Annotated in this window: 25 protein-coding genes; 16 read left to right on the forward strand and 9 right to left on the reverse strand. The window is 72.3% G+C overall.

The genetic code is table 11. The features are described from left to right. Positions 1–158: 158 nt before the first annotated feature. From AB0M93_RS01250 to AB0M93_RS01275, 6 genes are all read left to right on the forward strand, one after another. Positions 159–1,364, forward strand: coding sequence for a sensor histidine kinase (locus AB0M93_RS01250; protein ID WP_364266807.1), 1,206 nt, complete (start codon positions 159–161; stop codon positions 1,362–1,364). Beyond that, positions 1,355–1,990: a response regulator transcription factor gene (locus AB0M93_RS01255; RefSeq protein ID WP_364266810.1), complete on the forward strand. Its 636-nt coding sequence runs from the start codon at positions 1,355–1,357 to the stop codon at positions 1,988–1,990. The genes AB0M93_RS01250 and AB0M93_RS01255 overlap by 10 nt, the downstream gene beginning before the upstream one ends. Before the next feature lie 61 nt (positions 1,991–2,051). After that, on the forward strand, positions 2,052–2,495 hold the full coding sequence (locus AB0M93_RS01260) for a nuclear transport factor 2 family protein (RefSeq protein ID WP_364266813.1): 444 nt from the start codon (positions 2,052–2,054) through the stop codon (positions 2,493–2,495). Between the two features lie 136 nt (positions 2,496–2,631). Further along, positions 2,632–3,771 (forward strand): serine hydrolase domain-containing protein, encoded by a 1,140-nt coding sequence (locus AB0M93_RS01265; RefSeq protein ID WP_364266815.1) that lies wholly within the window; start codon positions 2,632–2,634, stop codon positions 3,769–3,771. A 292-nt stretch (positions 3,772–4,063) separates the two neighbouring features. Further along, positions 4,064–4,501 carry a DoxX family protein gene (locus AB0M93_RS01270; RefSeq protein WP_364266818.1) on the forward strand — a complete coding sequence of 146 codons (438 nt, stop codon included), beginning with the start codon at positions 4,064–4,066 and terminating at the stop codon, positions 4,499–4,501. Beyond that, positions 4,498–5,166, forward strand: coding sequence for an NAD(P)H-binding protein (locus AB0M93_RS01275; RefSeq protein ID WP_364266821.1), 669 nt, complete (start codon positions 4,498–4,500; stop codon positions 5,164–5,166). Before AB0M93_RS01270 ends, AB0M93_RS01275 begins: the two co-directional genes overlap by 4 nt. A 138-nt stretch (positions 5,167–5,304) precedes the next feature. Here the strand turns inward: AB0M93_RS01275 and AB0M93_RS01280 are convergent, their stop codons facing one another. Further along, a complete protein-coding gene (locus AB0M93_RS01280) occupies positions 5,305–6,231 on the reverse strand; it encodes an AraC family transcriptional regulator (RefSeq protein ID WP_364266824.1) in 927 nt (308 codons plus the stop codon). A gap of 104 nt (positions 6,232–6,335) precedes the next feature. Between AB0M93_RS01280 and AB0M93_RS01285 the strand changes: the two genes are divergently transcribed. After that, positions 6,336–7,259, forward strand: coding sequence for an NADP-dependent oxidoreductase (locus tag AB0M93_RS01285; protein ID WP_364266827.1), 924 nt, complete (start codon positions 6,336–6,338; stop codon positions 7,257–7,259). An 82-nt stretch (positions 7,260–7,341) separates the two neighbouring features. Here AB0M93_RS01285 and AB0M93_RS01290 read toward each other — a convergent pair whose 3' ends face one another. Genes AB0M93_RS01290 through AB0M93_RS01300 form a run of 3 tightly spaced genes read right to left on the reverse strand, consistent with a single transcriptional unit; the run spans position 7,342 to position 10,286 of the window. Continuing rightward, entirely contained in the window at positions 7,342–8,013 is a 672-nt protein-coding gene (locus tag AB0M93_RS01290; protein WP_364266830.1) for an SEFIR domain-containing protein, read from the reverse strand. Positions 8,014–8,022: 9 nt separating this feature from the next. Then, positions 8,023–9,786, reverse strand: coding sequence for a hypothetical protein (locus AB0M93_RS01295; RefSeq protein WP_364266832.1), 1,764 nt, complete (start codon positions 9,784–9,786; stop codon positions 8,023–8,025). Beyond that, the gene (locus AB0M93_RS01300) at positions 9,783–10,286 is read right to left on the reverse strand and encodes a hypothetical protein (RefSeq protein WP_364266835.1); all 504 of its coding nucleotides are present in this window, start codon (positions 10,284–10,286) and stop codon (positions 9,783–9,785) included. The genes AB0M93_RS01295 and AB0M93_RS01300 overlap by 4 nt, the downstream gene beginning before the upstream one ends. A 263-nt stretch (positions 10,287–10,549) precedes the next feature. Between AB0M93_RS01300 and AB0M93_RS01305 the strand changes: the two genes are divergently transcribed. Beyond that, positions 10,550–11,032 (forward strand): hypothetical protein, encoded by a 483-nt coding sequence (locus AB0M93_RS01305; RefSeq protein WP_364266838.1) that lies wholly within the window; start codon positions 10,550–10,552, stop codon positions 11,030–11,032. A 71-nt stretch (positions 11,033–11,103) separates the two neighbouring features. Here AB0M93_RS01305 and AB0M93_RS01310 read toward each other — a convergent pair whose 3' ends face one another. The 5 genes from AB0M93_RS01310 to AB0M93_RS01330 form a co-directional block, all read right to left on the reverse strand. Continuing rightward, positions 11,104–11,715, reverse strand: a complete 612-nt coding sequence (locus AB0M93_RS01310; protein ID WP_364266841.1) for a TetR/AcrR family transcriptional regulator — start codon at positions 11,713–11,715, stop codon at positions 11,104–11,106. Positions 11,716–11,738: 23 nt separating this feature from the next. After that, positions 11,739–12,686, reverse strand: coding sequence for a zinc-binding dehydrogenase (locus AB0M93_RS01315; RefSeq protein WP_364266844.1), 948 nt, complete (start codon positions 12,684–12,686; stop codon positions 11,739–11,741). 253 nt (positions 12,687–12,939) lie between these two features. Next, on the reverse strand, positions 12,940–13,176 hold the full coding sequence (locus AB0M93_RS01320) for a helix-turn-helix transcriptional regulator (protein WP_364266847.1): 237 nt from the start codon (positions 13,174–13,176) through the stop codon (positions 12,940–12,942). Between the two features lie 65 nt (positions 13,177–13,241). Beyond that, positions 13,242–13,445: a hypothetical protein gene (locus tag AB0M93_RS01325; protein WP_364266850.1), complete on the reverse strand. Its 204-nt coding sequence runs from the start codon at positions 13,443–13,445 to the stop codon at positions 13,242–13,244. Positions 13,446–13,613: 168 nt separating this feature from the next. After that, on the reverse strand, positions 13,614–14,630 hold the full coding sequence (locus AB0M93_RS01330) for a hypothetical protein (protein ID WP_364266853.1): 1,017 nt from the start codon (positions 14,628–14,630) through the stop codon (positions 13,614–13,616). A gap of 350 nt (positions 14,631–14,980) precedes the next feature. On the opposite strand from AB0M93_RS01330, the gene AB0M93_RS01335 reads away from it, so the two are divergent. Genes AB0M93_RS01335 through AB0M93_RS01370 form a run of 8 tightly spaced genes read left to right on the forward strand, consistent with a single transcriptional unit; the run spans position 14,981 to position 23,877 of the window. Next, positions 14,981–15,982 (forward strand): LLM class flavin-dependent oxidoreductase, encoded by a 1,002-nt coding sequence (locus tag AB0M93_RS01335; protein WP_364266856.1) that lies wholly within the window; start codon positions 14,981–14,983, stop codon positions 15,980–15,982. Continuing rightward, positions 15,970–16,926 (forward strand): pyridoxal-phosphate dependent enzyme, encoded by a 957-nt coding sequence (locus AB0M93_RS01340; protein ID WP_364266859.1) that lies wholly within the window; start codon positions 15,970–15,972, stop codon positions 16,924–16,926. Before AB0M93_RS01335 ends, AB0M93_RS01340 begins: the two co-directional genes overlap by 13 nt. Before the next feature lie 2 nt (positions 16,927–16,928). Beyond that, positions 16,929–17,687 carry an aspartate/glutamate racemase family protein gene (locus tag AB0M93_RS01345; RefSeq protein ID WP_364266862.1) on the forward strand — a complete coding sequence of 253 codons (759 nt, stop codon included), beginning with the start codon at positions 16,929–16,931 and terminating at the stop codon, positions 17,685–17,687. Then, complete coding sequence (locus AB0M93_RS01350) at positions 17,684–18,322, forward strand: DUF6875 domain-containing protein (RefSeq protein ID WP_364266865.1); 639 nt, start codon at positions 17,684–17,686, stop codon at positions 18,320–18,322. Before AB0M93_RS01345 ends, AB0M93_RS01350 begins: the two co-directional genes overlap by 4 nt. Further along, positions 18,319–19,341 (forward strand): class I SAM-dependent methyltransferase, encoded by a 1,023-nt coding sequence (locus AB0M93_RS01355; protein WP_364266868.1) that lies wholly within the window; start codon positions 18,319–18,321, stop codon positions 19,339–19,341. The genes AB0M93_RS01350 and AB0M93_RS01355 overlap by 4 nt, the downstream gene beginning before the upstream one ends. Beyond that, positions 19,338–21,614 carry an ATP-grasp domain-containing protein gene (locus tag AB0M93_RS01360; protein WP_364266871.1) on the forward strand — a complete coding sequence of 759 codons (2,277 nt, stop codon included), beginning with the start codon at positions 19,338–19,340 and terminating at the stop codon, positions 21,612–21,614. Before AB0M93_RS01355 ends, AB0M93_RS01360 begins: the two co-directional genes overlap by 4 nt. Beyond that, the gene (locus tag AB0M93_RS01365) at positions 21,611–22,258 is read left to right on the forward strand and encodes a hypothetical protein (RefSeq protein ID WP_364266874.1); all 648 of its coding nucleotides are present in this window, start codon (positions 21,611–21,613) and stop codon (positions 22,256–22,258) included. The genes AB0M93_RS01360 and AB0M93_RS01365 overlap by 4 nt, the downstream gene beginning before the upstream one ends. Further along, complete coding sequence (locus AB0M93_RS01370; RefSeq protein WP_364266877.1) at positions 22,255–23,877, forward strand: asparagine synthase-related protein; 1,623 nt, start codon at positions 22,255–22,257, stop codon at positions 23,875–23,877. The genes AB0M93_RS01365 and AB0M93_RS01370 overlap by 4 nt, the downstream gene beginning before the upstream one ends. The last annotated feature ends 33 nt before the right edge of the window (positions 23,878–23,910 follow it).

Consider the following 23,910-nt stretch of genomic DNA (forward strand, 5'->3'; position numbering starts at 1 on the left):
CCATCGCCGTCTTCCTTCACCTGTCCGCGTTGCCTCCGACGCTAGGAGCCGAAAAGGCGCGGCACACGGGCCCGCGCACCCGAACCGGGGGTGTAGCCAGCTACACCCCCGTGGGGGGTTCAGTAGAGTCGCGGCACTACCGCAGGCAGGGGGCGGCGATGAGGACGGCGATCAAACGCAGCATCGCGGCCACCGCGGTGCTCGCGTCGGGCCTGCAGACGGCGCTGCCCGCGCTGGCCGGCGTGCTCGTCCTGCCGTTGCTGGTGCTGCTGCTGCCGTTCGGGCCGGCGGTGCTGAAGCCGGTGCGCGTGCTGGCCGGGCTGGAGCGTGAGCGGGCCGGACGCCACCTCGGGTACCCGCTGCCGGAAGCCGCCTACGCCGGACGCGGTGGCCGGCTGCGCGCGGTGCGGGACCCGGCGACCTGGCGCGCTCTGGTGTGGATGGTGGTGCACGGGTTCGCGGGTACGTTCCTCGGCCTGCTGGGCATCATGCTGTGGCCCGCGATCGCCGAGAGCGCCACGATCCCGCTGTACTGGTGGCTGTTCCCGCCGGAAAGCTTCGCCGGGATGTTCGTCATCATCCGGACGTGGCCGGAGGCCCTCACCCTGCCGCCGCTGCAGGCCGTGGTCTACGCCGCCGCGGTGGTGTGGCTGGTGCCGCTGATCGCGCGCGGCCAGCTGCGGCTCGCGCGGTCGCTGCTCGGGCCGGACGAGGCCGAGCTGCTGGCCCGGCAGGTCGAGCGGCTCACCGAAACCCGGGCCGAGGCGCTGGAATCGCACGGTGCCGAGCTGCGCCGCATCGAGCGCGACCTGCACGACGGCATCCAAGCGCAGCTGGTCGCGGTCTCGGTGCGGCTCGGGCTCGCCGCCCGCGCCCTGGCGACCGAGCCGGACAATCCCGCGGCCGAGCTGGTGCGGGACGCCCGGACGGGCATCGAAGACTCCCTGAGCAACCTGCGCAGCCTCATCCGCGGCATCTACCCGCCGATCCTCGCCGACCGCGGGCTCACCGGCGCCGTGCACGCACTGGCGGGCGGCCAGCGCATCCCGGTGACCGTGCGGGTTCCCGACGACCTGCCGCGCCCGCCGGCGGCGATCGAGGCGGCGGCCTACTTCGTCATCGCCGAGTCGCTGACCAACGTCACCAAGCACAGCACGGCATCGCACGCCGAAGTCATCCTCGACGGTGACAAGCAGAGCCTGCGTGTCACGGTGCGAGACGACGGCCGGGGCGGCGCCGACGTCCGGGGCGGCAGCGGGCTGTCCGGCATCCGGCGCCGGGTGGCGGCGCTCGACGGCACCGCCCGGATCGACAGCCCGGCTAACGCGGGAACGACGATCGAGGTACTGCTGCCATGCGGATAGTGCTCGCCGAGGACAACGCCCTCCTGCGGGAGGGGATCTCGCTGCTGGTCAAGAGCGCGGGGCACGAGATCGTCGGCATCGCGGCCAGCGGCCCGGAGATCCTGCCGATATTGCTGAAACACCGGCCGGACATCGCGGTGCTCGACGTCCGGCTGCCGCCGAGCTTCCGCGATGAGGGCCTGCGCGCGGCGATCGAGGCCCGCGACCACCTGCCCGGCCTGCCGGTGCTGGTGCTGTCCCAGTACGTCGAGCAGGCCTACGCGAAAGAGCTGCTGGAGACGGGCGCGGCCGGCACCGGCTACCTGCTGAAGGACCGGGTCGGCCGGGTCGAGGAGTTCCTGGACGCACTCGAACGCGTCGCGGCCGGCGGCACCGCGCTCGACCCGGAAGTGGTGTCGCAGCTGATGAACAAGCGCGACCCGCTGCAGAGCCTCACCGCGCGGGAACAGCAGGTGCTGCACCTCATGGCCCAAGGACTGGACAACCTCACGATCGCCGCCGAGCTGGTGGTCACCGAGCGCGCGGTGACCAAGCACATCGGCAACATCTTCCGCAAACTCGGCCTGCCCGCGAGCGACAGCGGACACCGCCGGGTGCTGGCGGTGCTGGCGTACGTCAACGCCTGAGGCCGGAGCGCCACAGAAGTGCCGCCTCGGCCGAGGCGGGCATCGAGTGAAGGGGGCTGGGATGAGCTTGAGCGTCGGCGATCGTCTGGAAATTCACGAGGTGATCGCGCTGCACGGTCACCTCTGTGACGCCGGCAGCTATGACCGGTTCGACGAGGTGTTCGCACCCGATCTCGAGGTCGACGTCAGCGATCTTGGTCTTCGGCCGATACCGGCCGAAGATTCGTCCCAGTCGCGTCTTGACGCGTATATCGCCGTCGCGCATCGACGGGCCCCGGGCAGTGCGCTTGCCGTGCACGTCACGAACGTAGTCGTCGGTGAAGACGGCGACGGTGCGCGGGCATGGTCAAAAGGGATCACCGTGAACCAGGACGGTTCGGTGGCCAGTTTCACCTACGAGGATCAGTTCGTGCGCACGACTCGGGGCTGGCGGATCAGGCATCGGAAAGTTTCCCCTCGACGCGAGCCTGGAGGCGGGGTCGAGCCACTCGTGCGGCCCGCCTGACCGTCGAGGATAGACGTCTCGGGCTTCTGGCCGCGCAGACTCCGCGAGGTCACCGGCGGCGGGTGGTCACACCCGCGGCGTCTCGTACGTCATGTCTCCGACAATCGGCGACACGACGATCGGAGCGGTCCGAACAATGAGCGACATCGACGTCCACGGCACGGTGGCCAGCGGTTTCGAGACGGTGCGCGAGGAATTCGCGGCCGCTGTCGGCGAGGAGGCGGGAGCCCAGCTGGCGGTGTACGTGCACGGCCGCCAGGTGGTCGACCTGTGGGCAGGCGACGAGGTGACCGGCGACACCCTGACCGGTATTTACTCCTCGACCAAGGGTGCCGCGACCCTCGTGGTGGCCCTGTTGGTGCAGGACGGCGTGCTGGAGCTGGACAGCTCTGTTGCCCGCTACTGGCCGGAGTTCGCCGCGGCGGGCAAGGACCGGATCACCGTGCGGGACCTGCTCACCCACCGTTCCGGCGTGATCGGCGTCGACGGTGGGTTCACCGCCGCCGAACTCGCCGACGACCAGGTGATCGCGCGGCGGCTGGCCGGGCAGCGGCCGTACTGGCGGCCGGGTTCTGCTTACGGCTACGGCGGGTTCGTGACGTTCGCGATGGTGGGTGAGGTGGTCCGCAGGGCCACGGGCCGGTCGCTGGGGGAGCACTTCGAACAGCGGGTGCGCGCGCCCTACGGGCTGGACCTGTACCTGGGACTGCCGGAGACGCTGGAGGACCGGTACCGGGAGGTGCTGCCGGGGCTGGCGGACCCGGACCGGCTCGCGGCGTTCTGGGCGAACGTCCCGGGACCGCACAGCCTCACCGGGATCGGCTACGGCCTCAACTCGACCCCACCCCTCGACCAGGTGGCCTTCCTCAACACCCGGCGGGTGCGCGCGCTCGGCCAGGCCTCTGCCGGTGGGGTGGGCAACGCCCGGGGGCTGGCCGGGATGTACGCGGCCCTGGCCTTCGGCCTGGACGGCCGGGCCCCGCTGCTCGAACCCGCCACACTGGGCGAGTTCGCCATGCTCCACTCCACCGGCCGCGACCTGGTCACCGGCGAGGCGGGCCAGTACGCCCTGGGCTTCCAGGCCAAGGGCGCGCGCTACCCGTTCCTGAGCGCGAACGCCTTCGGCCACAATGGATCCGCGGGCTCGGAAGCGTTCGCCGACCCGGTCGGCGGCCTCGCGTTCGGCTACACCCGCCGCCGCTTCTCCTTCGACTGGTCCTATCCCGAACACGACCGGCTGGCCGCCGCGGTCCACCACGCGGCCGCGGCTTCCTGAAGAGCCGCCACGACTTCGCAGGCCGAAGCTCGGTTGTCCCGGGGTGGCCTGGCGGTGCCCGGCTCCTCCGCCGGCCATGCCCGGGTTCTCCGGCAAACCCGGACGGTCCCCGCGAACCGGTTACCTCCTCGACCCGCTATCCGTCAGAGCAGTGACCACACCGGAGTCCGGAAAGGACACCCGCTCCATGACCAGCCATCAGGACCACCTCCAGTCGCGCCTTCCCGACCCGCCAAGCTCGTCCTTGAACGGGAAGAGGTCGGCTTCCAGTTCCCATCGAAAGGAAGAACTCATGCCCACCCGAGTGTGGCCCCGGCGGCTGCGCACCGTGTTCTACTGGTTCCTCGCCGCCGAATTCGCCATGGGCGCCGTGACCAAGTTCTGGCCCGGCCCCACTTTCACCGGACCGGCGTACTCCGTCAAGTTCGCCGACTGGGGCTACCCGTCCTGGTTCCGGTTCGTCGTCGGCGCGATCGAACTGGTCTGCGCGGTACTGCTCGTCGTTCCCGGCCGCCGGCCCCGGTTCCTCGCCGCCGCGACGCTGGTCCTGCTGCTCACCGGTGCGGTCACCACCCACATCGTCAACCACGACGAGCTCTACCAGAGTGTCGCGGCACCCACGCACCTGGTCATCATGGCGGTCATCGGCCTGGCGAACTGGCCGGCGGACTGGCGGGACCTGCTGCGGAGGTCACCGCAGATTCCTTCGGCGGCCGGGGGTTCGTTGTGAAGCTCACGGTTTTCGGTGCGAGCGGCGGCATCGGCCGCCTGCTGGTCGAACAGGCCATCGCCGCCGGGCACGACGTCACCGCGGTGGTCCGCGACCCGGCGAAGGTGGCGGGGCACCCCGGGCGGGTCGTGTCCGCCGACCTGCTCACCGCTGCCCCGGCGATCCTCGCCGGCGCCGTCTCCGGAGCGGACGCGGTCGTGTCCGCGGTCGGCCCGGCGAGCAACGCCACCGCCGGAGTCGCGTCCCAGGCCACCACGAAGATCATCCGAGCGATGCGTGAGGCCGGGGTCCACCGCCTCGTCGTGGTCAGCGCCGCCCCGGTGGGCACGACGCCCGCCCCGGGACGGCCCCACCCGCCCCGGCGCGACCCCGGGGACCGGTTCTTCCTCGGCGCCGTGCTCTACCCCATCCTCAAGGCCTTCCTGCGCCCGCAGTACCGGGATTTGGCCCTGATGGAGGACGTCCTGCGCGACAGCGGGCTGGACTGGACCGCGGTCCGGCCGGTGCAGCTCACCGGCAAACCGCCGACCGGCCGCTACCGCACCGCCCTCGACAGCAACCTCCCCGGTGGCCGGTACGTCGCCCGCGCCGACGTCGCGGACTGTCTGCTGCGCGTCCTCGACCAGCCGGAAACCGTCGGGCACACCGTCGGCGTCGCCGACTGACTCCGGCCGGGGTCTCGATGACCGAGCCGAGTGGTGGCGATCGTCGTGATCGGGGGAGGAGGGGAGGGGCGGCCGGAGCCGACCGTTGCGTCCGCCGACGGCGATATTTTGCTGGGGCAGCCGGGGCGGAACTTCGACTCACCCCGCGATCGCCGTCGACGTCCGCCAGCGGCCGGGCGGGGTGCCGTGGTGGCGCTTGAAGGCGGCGGCGAAGGAGAACTCCGAGGCGTATCCCAGGGAATGCGCGATCGCGGCCAGGCTCGCGTCGCCTTCGCGCAGCTGCTCGCGCGCCAGCGCCATCCGCCAGTCGGTGACGTAGGCCAGCGGCGCCACGCCGAGCAGCGAGGTGAACCGGCGCGCGAACGTCGCGCGCGACAGCCTCGCCTCGTCGGCGAGGTCGGCGACCGTCCAGGCGCGGGCCGGGGTTTCGTGCACGGCACGCAACGCCGCGCCGACCGCCGGATCGCGCATCGCGCGGAACCACGCGGGCGCGGCCTGCACGTCGGTGGTGAGCTGTTCGCGCAACGCCTGCACCAGGACGACGTCGAGCAGGCTGTCCAGCAACGCCTGCTGGCCCGGCGCGTCGCGGAGGATTTCGGCGGCGAACACGTCGAGGGTCGCGCGGAGGCTCGACCCGGCGTGCGGGCGCACCACGGTCAGGTCCGGTAGCCCGGAGAGCAGTCCCGCGCAGAGTTCGCCTTCGAAGGTGTATGCGCCGCAGAAGAACGTGGTCGGGTCACCCGACTCGGTGCCGAACTTCATCCGTCGCGCACCTCCCGCCGTGGTGGTGCAGCGCTCGTAGGCGAAGGGAACCACGTCGGCGCCCGGCGTGTGGGCCATGTACTGCCGGACCGGGCCGCGGATGAGGACGACGTCGCCGGGCAGCACCCGGCGGGACCGGCCTGGGTCGTCGGTCCACGCGAACGCCTCGCCGCCGAGGATGCCGTGGATCGCGAGCTTGGCGCCCGTGGGGAACTCGACGCCCCAGGCTCCGCGCGCCGTCGAGTGCGAGAACGCGGCGCCGCGAGCCCGCGAGCGTTGCAACAAGTCTGTCAGAACGTCCACGCATGAGACGATCGCATATTTTTTCGCGCGATTCCAGCATGGATCATGCCCTCCGGCTCCGGTTTGCTGGTCGTCGGAACAAGGAGTCCGGAAGGAGGGGCGACATGCCCCAGGCAGTGCGGTTCGACAACTACGGCGACATCGACGTACTGGAGGTTCGGGAGGTACCCAGGCCGGTACCGGCAGCCGGCGAGGTGCTGGTGCGCGTGCGGGCCGCGGGGATCAACCCCGGTGAGAACACGATCAGGATCGGTGCGCTGCACGAGCGGTGGCCCGCGACGTTCCCGTCCGGTGAGGGCAGCGACCTGGCCGGCGTGGTGGAAGAGGTCGGCTCCGGGGTGCGCAACTGGTCGCCCGGTGACGAAGTGATCGGCTGGGTGGACACCCGGGCCAGCCATGCCGAGCTGGTCGTCGTCCCCGCCGGGCATCTCGTGCCGCGAGACCCGGCCGTGCCGTGGGAGGCCGGCGGCTCGCTGTTCGTCGCGGGCACCACCGCGCACGCGAACGTGCGGGCCGTCGGGGCCGGTCCGGGCGACACGGTCGTCGTCGCGGGTGCCGCCGGCGGGGTCGGCTCGCTGACCGTCCAGCTGCTCCGGCACGCGGGAGCCACCGTCATCGGGCTGGCGGGCGAGTCCAACCACGCCTGGCTGCGCGAGCACGGCGTGATCCCGGTGGCTTACGGCGACGGCGTGCTGGACCGGATCCGCGAGGTGGCGCCGGAGGGGGTCGACGCGTTCGTCGACAACTTCGGCGACGGCTACCTCGACCTGGCGCTGGAGCTGGGCGTGGCGAAGGACCGGATCAACACCATCATCGACTTCGCCGGCGCGGCGCGGACCGGCGTCAAGGCCGAGGGCATGGCCGGCTCCGCGACCGTCGAGGTGCTGACCGAGCTCGCGAAGCTGGTCGCGGCGGGCGATCTCGAGGTCCCGATCGCCGCCACCTACCCGCTCGCCGAGGTCCGCGATGCCTATCGCGACCTGATGCGCCGGCACTCGCGCGGCAAGATCGTGCTCATTCCCCAGTGAACAGTGCGGCACCGAGGTCCGGCCACCACGGCGGAGCGGCGCCCGCGAGCCGGACGCGGAGATCGGCCCGGCGAGTTGATGGTCAGGTGCCGATTTCGGGCAGGGAAAAGCGTGCGACGCCGGTGATCGCGGCGAGCAGTTCCCCGACGCCGGCCAGCGTGAACTCCGTGATTTCGTACCGTGTGGTGGAATACGCGTTGAGGAATGACGGGATGTCCTCCACCCGCCGCCCCGGCAGCACTACGGGCAGGATGCGGCGGGTGGCCCGGGGCAGGTCCCGGGTGAGGTTGTCCCGGATCATCGCGGCCTCGAACTGCGCACCCCGCCCCACGTGCGGCTCCTCGGTCCCCTCCGCCCGCCGTTTGTAGTCGGGCGAAGCGATCACGAGCACGAAATCCGCTTCGGCGAGCTGCTCGATCGCCCACAGCGACCAGTCCCGGCGGCCGTCGTCGGCCCACTGGTCGAGCCGGACGTCGATTCCCGCACGGGTACGCAGGAACGTCGCGAACTCGCGGACGAGCGTGCGGTGCTGTTCGTCGTCGTGGGAATAGGTGATGAACACCCTCGGCGGCTTTCCCGTGCCCGGCGTGCTGCGTTGTTCCCTCGCCGGTTCGGCCCGCGACGCGATGCGCGGGGCGGCCACCTCGGCGTCTCGGCGGACGTCACCCCCGCGCACGGAACCCTTGACGGTGCCGCCGAAGATCACCGGCCCGGTGTTTGTCCCGGTGTTGGTGAAGGAGTTGTGCTGGGACATGGGCGTTCCTCAGATCCGGGGCGCGAGGGTTCCGCCGGAGACGTCGCCTTCGACCACCCCGCCGAAGACCATCGGCCCGGTGTTGCCGCCGTGGATGGTGACGTTGTTCGTCGTGACGGCGGCGACCCGGCGCTCGAACGATGCCGGCGAATATCCGGAATCGCTGAGCACCTTGCTGATCGCCGGCACCAGCCGGCTTTCCAGCAGCTTCGTGTACCGCTCGGCGTCGACGACCTGGAAGTAGTCGCGGGCGGCCTCGGCCGCGCCGAGTTCGCGCAACGTGCGCGCGGAGCCGTAGCGATCGGCGTTGAGCGTGTGCCCGTCGTGCGGCAGCGGCCGGATCACCTTGAGCGCGGCCCAGAACCGGCCCGGGCCGGTCACCGGGAGCTTCAGCCACCGGAGGAAGCCTTGCCAGACCGGCCGCCACCAGTCCGCGGTCATCGTGTCCCCGGCGCGGAGCTCCTGCCGGATCGGCAGGAGCACGCACGGCGTCCACTCGATGTACAGCGTGCTTTCCTCGACGGCCGCGTGCAGGAAGGCCGAGAGGACGAGTTCCCGGTTCCACGTCTCGACCTGGAAGCAGAGGTAGTACCGCGCCCACTCGCGCGGGCGGTGGTAGATCCGCCCTGCCTCCTCAGTCGGCAGGTAGTGCGCGGGCGGCTGGGAAACGCGGGCCAGGTAGGGCGTCGTGACCGGTTCGTGCACGCGGTCGATCAGGCCCTCGGCCGGGGTGAACACCATGCCCTCGACGTGCAGGTCCCGGAGGCGTTCGTCCGGCGACAGCGCGGCGTGCCGCTGCAGCTCCTCGACCGCCTTCCCGACTTCCTCGTAGAACCGCGCGGTGGTGAGCGGCTCGGCCGACGAGCCGGCGCCGTCGAGCCGCTCCAACGGCAACGCCAGCGACCACGGCGTGACGCTGGTCCCGGCGCCGACGAACGGGTTGCGCCCCCGGTAGACGACCAGCGGTACCCGGGCGTCGGGCGACTCGGCGACGCGGCCGGCGCGGTGGCGGTCGAGGACCCGGCGCAGCCGGGGCGGGCTGAAGAGGAGCGAGAGGCGATCGGGCGACGGGCGTTGCACCGCGCCCGGCACGCGGGCGCGGCGGCCGAAGTACCGCCTGACCGTCTGCCAGACCACGACGCGGTCCGCGATCAGGATGACCAGCATCAGCAGGGCCGAAACACTGGAAATCACGTTCGGGTCCAGCCCGAACCAGCTGGGCATCAGGTCAGTGGTGTCGAACTGGTTGCTCCCCGAACGGGCGTGGGAGGACTGGCTCGAGCTGCTCTGCAGCGAGGAGATCACCTCCCCGACCGCCGGGAGCAGGAGGGCCCCGGTGAACAGCGCGAAGACGACCATCAGCTTGCCGACGACGAACAACCCGGAGCCGGGCCGCCCCCACCGGACCGATCTCCAGATCGGTTTGACCGAGAGCACAGCGGCCCAGGCCACCCATCCGCCGAGGACAGGATTTGCCAGGCCGGTCGTCACGAACAAGATGGTCAGTAGCGCCAGGGCGCCGTCACGGAATTTGCGCCGGGTCCGCGCCGCGACGACTTCGGTGAGCACCGTGGCGGTGTCCAGGCCGGGCGTCAACGGCACCTGGCGGGTGTCTTCGACCAGCAGTTCGCGAACGGCTTCGTCGCAGTAGTGGCGGTCCAGGTGGGCTGCCGCCGCGAGGTAGCGGGTGTTGTCGTCCAGCGGCGGCAGTTCGGCTTCGGCGTGCTCGGCCGCGAAGCGCGTCCAGTCGGTCGTCGGCTCGTGGAGGGTCACGGGCGGCTCCGCTCGACCATGGTGTTCAGCAGCTCCGGCATCGGCTGCCAGTCCGAATCCAGGGCGGAAACGTACACGAAGTACTCCACTCCTCCGGTGCGCCAGTAGACCGCGCGCACGTGCCGCGTCCCCTGCGAGGAATCCCAGGTGAACTCCCAGTCGACGGCTTCGCTGCCGCGCACGTCGATCGGGTCCATCCGGACGCGGCGCAGGGCGCTGAGCCGGGTGGCCGTGTCCTTCTCGGCGGCGGCGTGCGTTCCGTAGAGGTCACCGCGGGCTTCGGTCGCGCCGTAGCGGACGTAGTGCGAGTCGTCGCGCGGATCGGTCGCTTGGAAAGAACCGGCGTTCTTCGGTTCGCTCGGCCAGCCGCGCGGGACGACGGTGCTGAACCCATCGGGCGCGGTGACGGTTTCGTAGTCCTGGTCGATCGGCGACGGCGTGCTCGGGGAAATCCCGTTCGCCGGGGCCGGGGATTGGTAACCGGGCGGAGCCGGATCCATTGCCGAAACCGACTGGACGGTTTGTGCTTCGCTTCCGTTCACGATCAGCAGTGCCGTTCCGACCGCCGCGCAAAGAAGGAAGTTGGCCGCACCGGCAACGGCTGCGAACCGGGTGTTGCTCGCGGACATTTCCGGGATCCTCCCAAAACCTCGATCTGGCCGCGTCGCCGAGAGCGGAGACCGTAGCATGGTGCCCCGGCCCGGATGTGCCCGCATTGGAGAATCCACCCGTGAACAGTTCCTTGAAAGATCTTTTCGCCGACTTGAAACGTCTGGAAGACGCGCTCGCCGCAGCTCCCGGAGATGCGCGAATCCGCGAGCGGCTCGCGTGCGCGCTCGCGGACTCGACCGTGCGGGTGCGCAGCCTGACGCGTGATCGCCGCCCGGTCATGGCCACGCCGGGACAGCGCGCGTTCTGCGCGGCGGCGGCCGACCGGATCCTCGAACTCGGCGCGGGCGGCGAGGCCGTCCAGGCGACGGCCCGATCGCTCAAAAAGCAGATCGAAGCAGGCGAGGCGTGGGCGTGGCGCACGCCGGTGACCGCACTCGCGCTCGCCATCGCGGCCACGGCACTCGGCGTCGCCTGGGCGATCAACGGCGGCCTCGACGGCGACATCGGCGCCGTGGCGGCGGCCAGCGTCCTCAGCAGCGTCGCGCTCGTCGTCGTGACGCTGCGACACCGGACGCGGCGCTGGCAGCTCGAAGCCGACCGGGTCGCAGCGCTCGTCTGCCGCAACGGCTTGTAGCGGAGCGGCCAAGGGGGCACACCGAGGCCGGCGAAAACCTTGTCGCTGCTCAATGTCCTCGTCGAGGGGAGTTAGTGCGACGCGGCCCGAGGGTCGGCGGCAGAGTGGACGCAGTGCAGATCGGCACGGCCGACGCCGGCCAGGACGGCCTGGGTCACGCGCTCGGAGAACTCCGGCCCCGATGGTGTGTGCCGGAACAGCCCGCGCAAGAAAATCGGCCCGGCGAACAGGTCCAGCACCAGGTCGACGTCGTCGAGGCGCACGTCGTTGCGTTGCTCCGCCTTCCGCAGGACCGCGAGGCACGCCTGACGGCGAGGGGCCCACACCACCTCGAGGAACTCCTGGCGCAGTTGCGGATCGTCGGCGAGGTCGGCCAGCAGCCCGGGGAGCACGCGGCGCATGGCGGGGTCGTCCAGGCCGAGCCGCAGCGCTTCCAGGTGCCCGGCGATGTCGCAGCGCAGGCAGCCGGTGTCGATCTCCGCCACTCCGACGCGGTCGCGGGCCATGGCGGCGATCACCAGGTGCTGCCGGCTCGGCCACCGGCGGCGGATGGCGGGCTTGGTCGTGCCGGCCCGCGTGGCGATCGCTTCCATGGTCAGCGCGGCGTAGCCGTCTTCGCGCAACAGCGCCGACACCGCGGTCAGCACGGCTTCGTCAATGCGCTCGTCGCGGTGACGTGGCATCGCCCCTCCCTGCTGTCGCGCGGTCACGCCACCTTAGGCGCGAGCACCACCTTGCCGAAAAGCCCACCCCGCTCCAGCAGCCGCAGCGCCTGCGGGGCCTTCGACAGGGGGAAGCGCCGGTCGACGACGGGAGACAGGGAACCCTGCGTCCACAAGCTCACGATCGCCTGCCACGACGTCTGCAGGTCGTCGGAAGCCACCGAGTTGAGGCTGAACGCCACCAGGGTCGGTGACGTGTGGAACCGACGCAGCAGAGCGGGGAAGAACTCCGGCGACGGCAGTCCACCGGCGCCGCCGCACAGCACGTACCGGCCGTTGTCCCGCAGCGATTCCACGTATGGCACCACACCGGGTCCCGCCACCGTGTCGACGACCACATCGTATTCCCGCTCCGGAACGACGTCGGCCGTCCGGTCGATGATCAGCCCGGCGCCCAGCGTCCGCAGCCGCTCGCCCCAGGCCGCCGACGAGGTGACCGCGGTGACTTCGGCCCCGCGAGCGGCCGCGATCTGTGTGGCCAGCACGCCGATCCCGCCACTGGCGCCCCGGACCAGGGCGCGGTCGCCCGCTTTCACGCCCGCCCGGCCGAGGGCGATCTCGGCGACGAGCGCGTTGACGCCCAAGGCGACCGCATCGGCGGCATCGGCGCCGTCCGGCACCGGCAGCACCCGGCCGGCGTCGGCGACGACCAGGTCCGCGTAGCCGCCGAACGACGGCAGGGCCAGCACCCGCCGGCCGACGAGGTGATCGGGGACGTCCGGTCCGGCCGACCGCACTTCGCCGACGACCTCGACCCCCGGTACTGCCCCGGTCGCGGGAGTGCCCAGGTACTCACCGCGCCGCAGCATGACGTCCACGAAACCGGCGCCGATCGCCTCGGTCTCGACGACGACCTGCCCGGGACCCGCGACCGGGTCCGGCAGGTCGGACAGCTCGAGCTCCCCGGACGGTTGCACGACGGCACTTCGCACAGTGCTCACCTCGTCAATTCGTTTCGATTCGGATCGGAACGAAATCTACGGGCACGGTGATCTTGGTGTCAAGGCGGGCTGTCATGTGGGATTCCTGGGCTGCATCGGGTACCTCGCGCCGGACGCTGCAGCGCCCGGCGCGATCGGTGCCTGGTTCCCCTGGTCAGCTCCGCCGGTATCGAGTGGAACAGGGTGATGTCGACGAACCGGCCGTCGTAGCCGGTGAAGGTGCTGATGGGTGGCGGGGAGTTCGTCAGCGAACCTGCGTTTCCCGGAGTTCGTCGAGGACCGAGACGATGAGCTGGGCGCGGTTGGCCACGCCCAGCTTGAGCTTGATCCGGCGAACGTAGGTGTCCACGGTGTGCGGGCTGATGTTCAGCCGGCGCGCGATCGAGTCGTACGTGTACCCGCGAACCACGTGCTCGGCGACCTGACGTTCCCGGGTGGTCAGCGCCTCGCCGGTCACCGGGTTTCCTGTCTGTACAGCCATTTTGTCGTCCCGTCTGCCTGATGTCCGGCGACTGTCCGCTTCGGGGCGCGTCCGCAGCCCGCAGATCAGTTCGGGCCCTCGCCCGAGTCCCCCGGAGGCGTCGGGCCGGAGTCGGACCGGACGGCGATCGTGGTGCCGTCCGCGACGCCGGTCAGGCCGGCTTCGGCGCCGGTCACGGCGATCGTGGTGGCCAGGAGCGCAACCGCCCACAGGCGCTTCACCCGGACTGCCCGAAGGTCGGCCGCCGATTCGCTGATCCGCTTGGTCATTGCGTTCTCTCCTCTGGTTTCCGGTCTTCTCCAGGACCGGAACCACTGTCTCGGCGAGGGTTCCCCGAGCGTTCCCTTCGCGGTACTCCCCGGCGGTAATGAAGCGGCGGCGTCCGGGAACAGGCCGATGACCTCGGCGGGAACGGCATCGCGGGCACGCTGGAAGGATCAGGACAGCTCGTCCAAGCGTCTCCACACGGCGTCGGCGGACACGGCTTCGGCCACGCGAGGGGCGTCCACGGGTCCGGACGTTCCGCCGAACTCCGCGGCCGCGAACCACCGGGGGCGGGGTGGTTCGATCGGGGCTCCGGCGAGGGCGCGGAACAGCTCGGTCGCCAGGTCGAAGCCGGTCGCGGTTTCGATCAGGCCGGCGATGCCGTGCACGGTGAAGCGAGGCGCCGCGCTCGCCAGGCGCGGCCCGCCGGCGGTCAGCACCACGCGGGTGTGCGCGGGGCCGAACTCGTAGCCGACGGTGTCCAGCATCCCGGTGACGAGCGCCCGCACCTGCTGCGCACCGGGTTCGGGGAGGTTCGCCGGGTACAGGTACCGCGCCCGGGTCCCGATCCGGTGGTGCTCGACGATCCCGACGACGCGGTGCATCCCGCTCACGGTCAGCGTCGTGACCACCACTTCGGCGCCGACGACCAGCTCCTCGACCAGGAACGGGCCGGTGTCCGGCCGGTGTCTTGCGGTTCGCATCCAGGCGGTGAGCGACGCGTCCGAATCGACGACGTCTTCGCCCGATGCCGTGACGATGGTGGCCTTCCCGCCCAGATCGGCGACCGCCTTCGGTACCTCGTCGGCGACCGGGACCAGGTGCTCGCGCACGACCGCACGCAGGCTCGACGCGAGTGCCTGCCGGAACGCCCGGACGTCGGCGAGCAGCCGAGGGGCGTCGGCGACCACCGGACCGGAGCCCGGCGGGATCCGCCAGGCCGGAGATCCGTCGGCGTCGAGCACGTGGGTGATGCCGTGGTCCTCCGCCAGCCGGCCGATGCCGGCCTCGGTGCCCCCGAGTTCGCCGGCCCGGTGCACCCGTCCGGGTGCCAGGCCCACGACCCGGTCCTCGCCGGTGAGCACCAGGACGTCCAACCCGGCCCGCACCGCCCGGTGCACGAGCGCGGCGTCCGGGTGGACCAGCAGCACCCGCGGCGGCGTCTCCGGATCCTGGACGCGGTGCCCCATGTCTTCTCCTTCGGCTCTGGCGGATGCCAACGGGTGAGGGTGACGTACCCGGGGAACGAACCACGGCGGAGCTTGGCGTGATGCTCATTTTCGCGGCAGGCCACCGAGATCGGGACCGGATTTCCGTGACTTGATCCGGTGGGTGCGGGCGGGCAGGGTGAAGCCACCGGCGGAAAAGCTTCCCAGTGAAACCCCCCGGGTGCCGGACCGGCCGACGGAACCGGCGCCGAGCGGTGGCTCGAGCGCCCGTTCCCCGGCTGCCTTTTCCGGGTGCCCTCCCGTTTTCACGCACCTTGCCGCGCCGGGCGCGTTCAGCCCCGTCCAGGTGCGTCGTACCCGAAGGAATTCGCATGCGATTCGGCTTGTTCTTCCTGCCGGCCGAAGGGCCTGGCCGGCACCGGTCGGCCGCTGAGGCCTACCGGGAACTGATCGACAGCGCGGTGGCTGCCGAGGAGCTCGGACTCGACTCCGTGTGGTTCGCCGAACACCACTTCTCCCGCTACGGCGGATACGTGCCCAGCATCCCGGTGCTCGGCGCGGCGGTGGCCCAGCGGACCGAGCGGATCCGGCTCGGCTCCGCGGCGACCATCCTGCCGCTGCGGGACGCGGTGGAGACCGCGGAGAGCTTCGCGATGCTCGACGTGCTCAGCGGTGGACGGCTCGACGTCGGCGTCGGCCGCGGTTTCCTGCCGCGGGAGTTCGCCGGCCGCGGGGTGACCATGGCGGAGCGGGCCGGCCGGTTCGCCGAAGGCCTTGCCGTGCTCCGCGCGGCCTGGGCGGACGAGCCGGTCACCTTCCACGGTGAGCACTACCACCTCGATCAGGTGGACGTGCTGCCCAAGCCGCTCCAGCGCCCCGGCCCTCCACTGTGGATCGCCGCCTCCACCGCACGGGACTCGTTCGAGCTGGCCGGCCGCGAAGGCATGGGCCTGATGGTCAACCCGTACAACCGGACCGCGGAGGAGCTGGCGTGCGGCTTGCGCTGGTACCGGGAGGCCCGCGGCGCCGCCGGGCTCGATCCCCTCGGGGGCCGGGTGCTCGCGAACCAGCACCTGTTCGTCGCGCCGACCGAGGAGGAAGCGGCGGAAATCCCCCGCCGGGCGCTGATGGAGTACCTCGGCGCCGTCGACACCGCGTTCGGCCGGGAGCTCTCCCCGCACGACTACTCCGAGATGTACCCCGGCAAGGTGCTCTTCGGGACACCGGAGACCGTCGCCGGCAAGATCCGGGAATGGGCCCGCGTGGGTGTCACCGACCTGTGCCTCATGCAGCACTTCGGCAGCCTGCCCCCGGAAACCGCGGCGCGTTCGCTGAAGTTGTTCGCCCGTGAGGTGATCCCGTGTCTCCGCTGAGCCGGCCCGCCCTGTCGGGTCCGCCCCTGCGCACGCCCCTGCGCTCCCTCGGCTCCGCCCACGGCTGGCGGGACCTGCTGCTGAAGGACGAGACCCAGCAGCGGTCCGGCGCCTTCAAGTTCCGCGGTGTCTGGCGGAGCGCCGGCCGCTACCCCGCCGGGACGGTGCTGGTCACCGCTTCCACCGGCAACCACGCTTCGGCGCTGGCCGAAGCCGCGCACGCCCGTGGACAGCACGCCCGGGTCTACGTGCCCGCGGCCACGCCGGACGCCAAGCTGCGGCGGGTCGCGCAGTGGGGCGGGGAAACCGTTGCGGTGGCGGGCGGCTACGACGACTGCGAAGCGGCCGCACGAGCGGACACCGACCGCGGGGGAGGGGTCTTCGTGCACAGCTTCGACGACGCCGGGATCATCGCCGGACACCAGTCCCTGTTCGTCGAAGCGGCGGCGCAGGGTGGCCTGCCCGACGTGGTCTACCTCCCGCTCGGCGGCGGCGGGCTGATCACCGCCGCGATCCGCGCGTGGGGCGCGACCGGGGTCCGGATCGTCGGGGTGGAGTACGCCGGAGCCCCGGCCATGGGTGCCTCGCTCGCCGCCGGGCGGCGGGTCACCCTCGGCTCCGCCGCCGGGCTGCCGGAAGGGCTGCTGGTCCGGCGGATCGGGGCGCTGGCGTTCGAGGCCTGCCGGTCCCATCGACCGGAGGTCGTCACGGTCGGGGACCACGAACTGCACCGGGCGATGGCGCTGCTGTGGACGCACGCCGGCATCCGGGCCGAGGCGGCCGGCGCCGCCGCGGTGGCCGCCGCCCTGCGCGAACGCGGTTCCGGCCGTCGTGCGCTGGCCGTCGTGTCCGGCGGAAACATCGACGAACCGCTGTGGCAGCACTGTGTCGAGGCGGCCGGTGCCCGCGCGGCGGACGGCCTGCGGACTTCTCGGGGAGCGTGAACATGGACTCGATTCCGGACCGGGCCGGGACCGCCCGCCTCGGCGTGATCGGCGGCGTGGGCCCGATCGCCACCGCCGACCTCTACCGGCTGCTGGTCGCCCGCCACCGGCAGGCCACCGGCGGGACCTACCCCGACGTGGTCGTCCACAGCCTCCCGCTTTCCGCCGGGCTGGAGACGGCGTTCATCACCGGCACGGCGGACGGCAGCCACCGCGCGGAGATCACCGCGTTGCTGCGGGAGGCTCTCGACCTGTTCGAAGGGGCCGGTGTGCGCCACGTGGTCCTTCCGTGCAACACGTTGCACGCGTACCTGCCCGGCCTGCTGCGGGGCCGGTCGCTGGGCTGGGTCGACATGGTCACCGCGGTCCACCACCGGCTGGCGGCCGACCGCCGGCGCCGGGTGCTGCTGCTCGGCACCGGTTCCACGGTCACCTCGGACCTGTACCGGAACACGGCCGGGGTGGAGTTCGCCCGCCCGGCCGCGGCGGCGCAGCGCGAGGTGGAGAGCCTGGTGCTGAGCTGCCTGGACGGTGACCTGTCCGGTGTCCCCGCTTCCCGGTTGCGGCGCCTCGCCGCGTCCGCCGGGCCGGTCGACGCCCTGCTGCTCGCGTGCACCGATCTGCACCTGTTGCGTGACCGGACCGATTTCGGGGTCCCCGTGGTGGACAGCCTCGGCTGCCTGGCCGATGCCTGCTCCCGCGTCCTCCTCGCCCAGCCGTCACCCGCCGCCGAGGCGGTCGGGTCCGGAGCACCGCGATGACCGGCCCGGATACCACGTTCGACGCGGCCGACGTGGTCGACGACCCCACGGCGCCGGAATGGGCGGTCCGCACGGCCGAGTGGATCCGCGACGAGGTGGCCGCGCCCGCGCCGGCGCTCGGCCGGGCCGGTGCGCTCTGCCCCTACATCCCGGCCGCACTGCGACGCCGCCAAGTCGTCCTCGTCGAGTGCCGGCTCTCCGGCGCGGATCCCGCCGCCTTGGACAGCTGGTTCCTGGCGCGCGCGGCCCGGTTCCGCCGGGAGGCCTCGGCCCGGCCGCCCGCGGAGGCGCTGTTGTCCTGCCTCGTCGTGGTGTACACGACGCTGACCGGGAACGAGGCCCTGGTCACCGGGGTGCGGGAACGGGTCAAGCCCCGGCTGCTCGCCGAGGGCCTCACCACGGGCGAGTTCTTCCCGCGGAGCCCGGACACCAGCGTCCGCAACGCCGGCTTCCCGGTCGCGAGGGCGCCCTGGCCCGCTCTCGCCCTCCGCCACTCCACCCCGCACGACGAGCTGTTCCTGGCCGGTCAGCCGCCGCTGCACCGGATCTTCCAGGCCAGCGGCCCGGGCATCGACCCGGGAACTGTCAGCGAGTCACTCCGCCCAGCAACGGCCGACCCCAGGGAAACCCGATGAGCACAAATCCGACTGTGAACACCGTGCCGGCTCCGTCCCCGGCGATGCCCCGAGACGAGGACCTCTATTGCGTGGTGGGGCCCGAGCTGCACCTCGTGGCCGCGCGGCCACGAGGTGCGGACCGGATCGACTTCGAAGTCCTCGACGACCGCGAAACCTGCCTGGGTTCGGTGCGCGCCGGCACGTTCCCCGGCGGAGTCGAACTCGTTCCCGACGGCGCGCTGCGCGGCTCGGCGGCGACGACGATCGCCGAGGCGGTCCGGCTGGCGGTCCGCACCGCGGCCAAGGCCTTCCGCGACGGCCTCGGCGAATGGCGGTTGAACGTGCCCGAACCGCTCGGCGCGGCGCTGCTGCCGCTGCTGTCCGAAGAGGGCTTCGAGCCGGCGGCGAGCGGAGGACTGCGTTCGACCCGCCGCGACTTCACCCGGGGGGCCGAGCGAGCCGACAGCATGGAAGGCGTCTACGAGGATCCCTACACGGTGCCGTGGAACTTCGTGCCGCTGGAAGCCGATGTGCTCGACCGGCTGACCGCCGTGGCACCGCCGGGCGCCCGGGTGCTCGACCTCGGGTGCGGTTACGGCAAGAACGCCCGCCGGCTGACCGGCGCCGGATACCGGGTGGCGGGGGCCGACATCTCGGCGTCGGCGGTGGCGCGAGCCCGGCGCCTGGTCGGTCCGGAGGTGCCGCTGGTGGCCGCGGACGCCACGGAGCTGCCGTGGCCGGACGCCTCGTTCGACGTGGCTCTCGACATCGGCTGCCTGCACTGCATGCCGGCCGGTGACCGGCCCGCCGCGGCGCGCGAACTCGCCCGGGTGCTGACCGGCGAGGGCGTCCTCTGCTCCCGGATGTTCTTGCCGCGCCCCGCCGGCTGGGTGGCGGCCCAGCCGTTCCGCACCACCGAGTTCGGGCTGACGGCCGAGGAGGCCGCCGCCCTGCTCGGCTCCGCCTTCGCGTGGGTGGAGCTCGAGCGCACCGACGAAGCCACGTACCTGGTGGCGAGGGGACCGGTGCAGCGATGACGACCGAGCTGGTCCTGCTGGTCGGCGGCCGCAGTACCGAGCACGACGCTTCCCTGCACAGCTACCACCGGGTGCGGGCGGCGGTCGAGGCCGCCCCCGGGAGGCTGTCCCTCGCCGCTGTCCTCTACCTAACCAGGCAGGGCGAGGTCCGCTACTTCGGCCACGGGCCGTGGCCCCGTGCGGAGGAGGAACTGAGCGCAGGCGAGGAACTTCCGGTGTACGAGGGACTTCGCCGGCTCAGGGAAAGCGGCGCCTTCGTCTTCTCGCTGCTGCACGGCAACGAAGGAGAGGACGGTTCCTGGCAAGGGGTCGCCGAAGTGCTCGGGTTGCGCGGGAACTTCGGTCCCGTCCTGGCCTCCGCGCTGGGGATGGACAAGCGGCTGCAGGCCGTGGTGGCCGCCGGCCTGGTCCCCGGGCTGCGCACGCCGAGCTGCTGGCCGGCCCCGCGGTCCGCGACCGGTTCGCCGGCCGCCCTGCGGGAGTGGGCTGCCGCGGTGGCGGCGGAGCTCGCCGGCCGGCCCGCGGTCGTCAAGCCCAATCGCATGGGCGCGTCGCTGCTCACCGAGCTGGTCCGCGAACCGGACGGCGCCGCGCTGGCCGGCGCGATCGCCGAGGTGCTCCCGTACGACGACCAGGTCCTGGTCCAGGAGTTCGTCGACGGCACCGAGTTCACCTGCGGGGTGATCCGCACCGAGGCGGGTGCGGTGGCGCTCCCGGTGGTGGAGGCGGTGACCGCCGGGGGCTTCCTCGGGCACCGCGAAAAGCACGCGTCCGGCCTCGTGCGGCCGCTGCTGCACACCCGCGACACCGCGGACACCCGGCGCGTCAAGGAAGCTTCGGTCCGGATCTTCGAGGAGATGCGGGTCTTCGGCTTCGCCCGGCTCGACTTCCTCGTCCGGGACGGGGAACTGTACTTCCTCGAGCTCAACACGCTGCCCGGGCTGATGGACGGCAGCGCGTTCCCGATGATGCTGGAAGCAGCCGGGTTCGGTCTGGTGGAGCTCATCGAAGGCTGCGTCGCCGAGCACGGCCGGCTGCCGGTCCGGGACAAGGTCCTGCCGTACCACATCGACCACGGATCGCCCGCTCCGCGGCGCGAAGTGTCCACAGAGGAGGGTCCGGTGCCGGACGAGGCCGCCGAGACGTTGATCGTGTTCCCCAACCGGGCCCAGCTGGCCACCGTCGCCGAAGCCGCGGCGGCGAGCGGGGTGCCGTTGACCGTGGTCCTGCCGGACGGCTCCGCGCCGTCCGAAGTCGCCGGAGTGCGCGTGCTGACCGCCGCCGAAGTGGCCGCCCGTCCGGCCCCGCCGCCGGGCGCCCGGGTCATGTGCTGTCACGAAAGCGGCGTGTACTGGGTGGCCGAGCACCGGGCGGCGGTCGGCACGCCCAACTTCGCCGAGGTCTGCCTGGAGATGCTGGTGAAGACGAAGCTCGCCGCGGTGCTGGGCGAGCTCGGCGTCACGGTGGTCGCCAAGCACAAGCTCGACCTCGTCGACGACCGGGCCGCCCTGCCGTACCCCGCCGTCGTCAAGCCGGACTTCGGGTTCGCGAGCATGCTGGTGAAGCGGGTCGCGGACGCCGGCGGGCTGGCCGAGTACGAGCGCTCCTACCGGCAGCTGCGCGAACGGTCGCTGCTCGCCGAATACGACCGGTTCCTCGCCGGCTACCCGGATGCCGACCCGTCCGGGATCGTGCTCGAGCCGGACCTCAGCGGGGACACGCTGTTCCTCACCGTGCCGTTCCTGGTCCGCGCCGGGGAACTCGCCGGCTTCTTCCCGGTGCGCGGGCTCGCGCAGCGCCGTGACGAGCTGACCGATTTCCACTGGTGCGCCTTCGGGACCGGGGGAGTGCCGCCGGAAGCGGAGGCCGCGCTCGACCGGGACCTCCGGCTCATCGCCAAGGGGCTTCGGCTGACCGGCGGGGTCTACGAGATCGAAGCGCTGTGGGAAGAGCGCACCGCGACGTTGCACGTCCTGGAATTTTCGCCCCGCGTGACCGGTGGCCTCATTCCCGAACTCGTCCGCCGCAGCACCGGTGTCGACGTGGAACTGCTGGGGCTGCTGTACTTCCTCGGGGTCGACGCCGGTCCCGGCGTCGTGACCGGCCCCGACCGCGACGAGCCGCACGTGCTGGCGCTGCTGGGCGAAGGCGACGAGCCACCCGAACTCCTCCGCGGTGCGACACCGGTCGTCAGCCGTCTCCGGCGGCTGGGCGACAGCGAGTTCCGCGACGTGATCTATCCCGCCCCGCCGGCTCGGGAGGTCCCCCGGTGACCGCGCCCGGACAGCCACGCCTGATCGCCTTCGAAGGTCTCGACGGCACGGGCAAGAGCCATCTGACCCGGGTGCTGGCCGAGACACTGGGGATCCCGCGGGCGGTGACGCCCGGGGACCTCTACCGCGGCGTCCGCGCACCGCTGCACGCGGCCGGTGGCCTGGCGTCGTACCTGATGTACCTCAGCGCGTGCGCGTGGGCGGTCGAGTCGGCCCAGCGGTCGGGTGAGCGTGCCCTGGTGGTCGATCGCTACTGGTTCTCCAGTGCCGTCCAGCACGGGTGGAACTGCGGGGCGTCGCCCGCCGAGGCGCTCTCCGCCCCGTGCCTGCCGCATTCGCTGCTGCCCCGGCCCGAGCTGACCGTGCTGCTGCTGGCCTCCCGCGAGGCGCGCCTGAACCGGCTCTCGCGCCGCCCGGGCACCGGCTCGCAGCTGGGTGATCCCGGGCCGCGCTACGAGGAGTACTGGACCGCGTGTGCCGCGCTCCTGCGCGACGATCCGCGTGCCGGCGGCGCCGTCCTGGTCCTCGACACGACGGAGAGCGACACCGGCCGGGCGATGGAGCCGCTCCTCGCCCATCCGGTGGTCCGGACCATCGCGGACCCGGCCGTGCGCCGGCTCGCCGGAAGAGGAGCGAAGACATGATCACGACGGTGGTTTCGCGCGGCGACCGCGGTTTCGCCTGGACCGGCGACCGGCTCGAAATCGCTTCCACCGATGCCGAAACGGGACTGGCCGAAGCGGCCGGGAAGACGATCACCCTGGCGTTCCACGGATATCTCGAATGCGGGGGAGGAACCGTGCTGTCCGGCCCGGCGGCGGCCGAGCGGCTGGCGGCAGCCTTCCTGGACCGCGGTGAAACGTTCCTGGACCAGGTGGTCGGCGGCTACTCGCTCCTGCTCGCCGACCGCCGGACCGGCCGGACCTACGTGGCGCGCGACGCGGGCGGGCTGGGCAGCCTGTTCGTCGCCCGCGAAGCGGACCGGACCGCCGTCGGCACCGAGCCGGCGGAGGTGGCGAGCGCGGCCGGCGCCGACCGGCCGAGCCTGCCGGGCTTCGCGCAGTACCTCCTGCTGAACTACACCCTGGCGGACAGCTGGTTCCTCGACGGGGTCCGGCCGGTGCCGGCCGGCGCGCTGTACCTGATCGACGCCGGAGAACTGCGGCGGCTCCGGGGCACCCCCGGCTTTCCCGGGCGTGGCGACGAGAACCTGCCGCCGCCCCGGACCGGTGAGCTGGCCGCGGCGCTGGCCGCCGCCTCGTCGGCGCTCGGCGGGGACTCCGTCGCGGTGCACCTGAGCGGTGGCGTCGACACTTCGCTGATCGTGCACGCGCTGCCGCGCGCCCGGAAGGTGCGCACCTACACCGCCTTCTACCAAGACGACGACGCGGACCGGGCTTGGGCCGCGGAAGTGGCCCGGGAGATCGGCGCCGACCACCGGGAGTTCCGCATCCCCGCCGACGAGTCGTTCCTCGACGTGGTGGAGAGCCTGGTCGGCGCGCTGGGCGCCCCGGTCATGGCGATCGGGGTGCCGACTTTCTGGTACCTCGGCCGGGCCGCGGCCGCCGCCGGCAGCCCGGTCGTCCTGTCCGGGGTGGCCGCCGACCACCCGCTGGTCGGCTGGAACCGGATCGACCGCATGGGCGCCGCCGCGGCCGATCCGCGGGACCTGGCGGCCCGCTGCACCGTGCACGTGCCGCCCGAGGTGCTGGCTCCGTACCTGGCCGACGCCGGCCTGCGGGCCGCCGTCGCGGAGGTGTCCGAACGGCTGCGCGAGCTGATGCCGCACGGCGACCCGCCGGCCCGTTCGATCGAGCGGTTCCACGCGGAGCACTTCCTGCCCGAGCACCTGCGGTCGGCCTCGGTGGCGCACGGCGGGCACGGCGTGCGGGTGCGGCACCCGTTCCTCTCGCCGTCGGTGTCCGGGCTGGGGTTCCGCGCGGCCCGGTCCCGCGAGGAGGCGCTCGGGAAGCGCTACCTGCGCCGCGAGCTGCACGCGCTGGGCTGCTGGGCCGCGATCCGGGCGGGCAAGCAGCAGCAGGCGCTGTCCTTCACGGGGTTCCGCGCCCTGGCCAGGGACCGCCTGCTCGACCGGCTCGCGGCCGGTCCCGGCCTGTTCGGCCTGGACACCGCGCGGCTGTCCCGGCTCGCCGCCTCGGACGAGCCGGCCGATCCGCGCGAACTGAGGCTGCTTTGGCTCGCGTATTCGTACCTCTGCTGGCAGGAGCGGCAGCGCGGCCGGGTTCCCGCGCTGCGGCGGTGAACCCCGAGTCCTGTCTCGTCCCCCAAGGAGCGT

Origin of the sequence: Amycolatopsis sp. NPDC051102, assembly GCF_040682815.1 — a bacterium.
Taxonomy (GTDB): Bacteria; Actinomycetota; Actinomycetes; order Mycobacteriales; family Pseudonocardiaceae; genus Amycolatopsis.